The sequence below is a fragment of the Mycobacterium sp. genome (genome assembly GCF_019243155.1).
In the GTDB taxonomy this organism is placed as follows: domain Bacteria; phylum Actinomycetota; class Actinomycetes; order Mycobacteriales; family Mycobacteriaceae; genus Mycobacterium.
On the sequence record NZ_JAFAUS010000141.1, the window covers coordinates 1 to 2,408 of the forward strand.

The following is a 2,408-nucleotide window of genomic DNA, read 5'->3' on the forward strand; positions in this document are numbered from 1 at the left end:
TCGTCGTCGAACTCGACGTTGAGCAGCGTCGTCATCAGGTCGTCGGAGGGGTTCTTGGAACGCCATTCGACGTAGTCGGCATAGATGCGGCCGTCGGCGATGGAGTCGGCGTTGGCGACCTTGAGCGGCGCGCCTGGCTTGGTGCGCAAACTGGCATCGTTGGCGTTGCGGACCGAGATCTGTTCGGACTCCGGGATTCCCAGGAGCATACCGATCACCCGCATCGGCATCATCGACGCGAGCTCGGCGATGATGTCGAAGCCCGAAGACCCGACCAGTGGATCCAGGCAGCGGATGCAGTACCGGCGGATCTGATCCTCGATTTCGGCCATCCGGCGCGGCGTGAACACCCGCGACATCAGGCCGCGCAGCATCGTGTGTTCGGGCGGGTCCTGGAACATCATCACGCCGCGGGGCATGTCGAACTTCGACTGGACCAATTCAAGGATGTCACTTCGGCGGTTGGAGAACACCTCCCAGTTGGCCAAACCCCGCTCGACGTCGGAATGCCTTGATACCGCCCAGAAGTCGTACTTCGCGTTGTAGTACAGCGGCGCCTCTTCGCGCAGCCGCGCATACGTTGGATACGGGTCGGCGTTGATGCCCGTGTCGTAGGGGTCGTAGTACATGTCGGTGTCGTGCGTGACGGTCATCGCTTTCCTTACTTCAGGCAGCTACCGGCATCCACCGGCAGTGCCACCCCTGTGATGTAACGCGCTTCGTCGGATGCCAGGAACAACACGGCATTACTGATGTCCTCTGGAGTCACCCATGGAGTCGGCAGGAAATGGAAGGTCTGGCAGACCGGCGCCAGATCGTCCGGCCCCGGGTTCTCCAATTCCGGCCGGAAAGCCCGATAGGTGCCCTCGTTCATCAAAAGCGGTGTATTCACGTGGGTTGGCAGGACGGCGTTGACCCTGATCATGCGCTGACCCAATTCGACCGCGAACGACCGCATCAGACCGATCACCCCATGCTTGGCCGCGACGTAATGGCCGGTGTGCGGATAGGCCTTATTGCCCGCAACGGACGACGTCAACACGATCGAGCCGCCGCGATCACCCGCCAGCATGTGCGGAACGCCGGCCTTCACCGTCTTCCACACACCGCTGAGGTTGACGTCGATCATCTCCTGCCACAACGGCTCATCGATCTTGTGCAGCTTGCCCGCCATCGTTCCGATGCCGGCGTTGGCCACGATGACGTCCAGGCGTCCCAACTGTTCGACCCCGCCGTCAACGGCGGCGCGCAGCGCGTCGTAATCACGGACGTCGACTTCGGCGGTCACGACACGCCCTCCGGCGTCTTTCACCATGCCCGCGGTGACGTCGAGGTCTTCAGACGTGGCACCGGGCGCAGGCGACGCCTCGAATTTCCGGCACACGTCGACGGCGATGATGTCCGCACCCTCCTGCGCCAGCCGAACCGCGTGGCTTCTACCCTGCCCGCGCGCAGCGCCGGTCACAAATGCGACCTTGCCGTCCATCCGACCCATTGCAACCTCCACCCAGCCGGTTTTGGGCGATCGCCCAAATTTGTGGCGCACGCCATGTCTAGCAGCACGATCGTGAGCTCGTCAAGACCGGGCGAGATTGAGTTAACTGGTCGCGGAGTCGATCAGCGTCGCGGCGGCGGCACGGGCATGCACGACGGGCGCGGTGTCGTTCAGGGACGTCGCCATCGCAGTCGCGCCCTCGAAAAGCACGGCCAACTGTTCGCCCAGCAGTTGCGGGTCTTTGGCTCCGGCCTCTCGCGCCACGGCGATCAGGCGACGCGTGAACGCGAGCTTGTGGCTGCGCACGATCTCGTCGGCGCTGGCCAACGCCCCGGCGGATTCGACGGCCGCATTGTGAAAGGGGCAGCCGCGCAACACTTCTGAGTGACGCATGTCGAAAATGGCCAAGAGGCGCTCACGGGCGGGCAGTTCGGCGTCGTCGAGGCGACGCTCGATGGGCGAGCCGCCGTGTGCCGCGAACGCGCGCAGGTAGTTGTCGATCAGCTCGTTCTTGCTGGCGAAGTGTTGGTAGAGCGTGCGCTTGGAGACGTTGGCCTCCTGCGCGATGAGCCCGACGCCGGTCGCGTGGATGCCATTGCGGTAGAAGAGCCGGGCGGCCGCGCGCTCGATGCGCTCACGCGCTCCCCGCCCCCCGCTGCGGCGTTGGTCCGATGTGACGACGCCCATAGTATTCATAGTACACCGCTCGGTTTACAAGCGGTGAAAGCGCCGCTAGGTTGGACCTGACAAGTAAACCGAACAGTTTCTTGGCGGAAGGCTCGATCATGACGACTTCGCAAGACGCACGCGCTGGTGCTGACACTGCGGGTGATACCGGATGGGGCGCCGAGCAATCGCGCGTCATCACCTGGCACGACCCGATGACGACCCAGGCGACGGTTGCGTCGATGTC

At 63.8% G+C, this 2,408-nt stretch carries 2 protein-coding genes and 1 pseudogene; all 3 read right to left on the minus strand.

The annotated features are described in order from the left end of the window. Positions 1 to 653 (minus strand): annotated as a pseudogene (locus JOZ00_RS06975) (cytochrome P450); the annotation flags it as partial. A gap of 8 nt (positions 654 to 661) precedes the next feature. Then, positions 662 to 1,495, minus strand: coding sequence for a mycofactocin-coupled SDR family oxidoreductase (locus tag JOZ00_RS06980; RefSeq protein WP_293341634.1), 834 nt, complete (start codon positions 1,493 to 1,495; stop codon positions 662 to 664). Positions 1,496 to 1,597: 102 nt separating this feature from the next. Beyond that, the gene (locus JOZ00_RS06985) at positions 1,598 to 2,182 is read right to left on the minus strand and encodes a TetR/AcrR family transcriptional regulator (protein WP_293341637.1); all 585 of its coding nucleotides are present in this window, start codon (positions 2,180 to 2,182) and stop codon (positions 1,598 to 1,600) included. Positions 2,183 to 2,408 lie beyond the last annotated feature (226 nt).

What these genes read in the sequence shown, in the direction of transcription:
- JOZ00_RS06980 (WP_293341634.1), bottom strand. Translation starts at nt 1,495, where the DNA reads ATGGGTCGGATGGACGGCAAGGTCGCATTTGTGACCGGCGCTGCGCGC.
- JOZ00_RS06985 (WP_293341637.1), bottom strand. Translation starts at nt 2,182, where the DNA reads ATGGGCGTCGTCACATCGGACCAACGCCGCAGCGGGGGGCGGGGAGCG.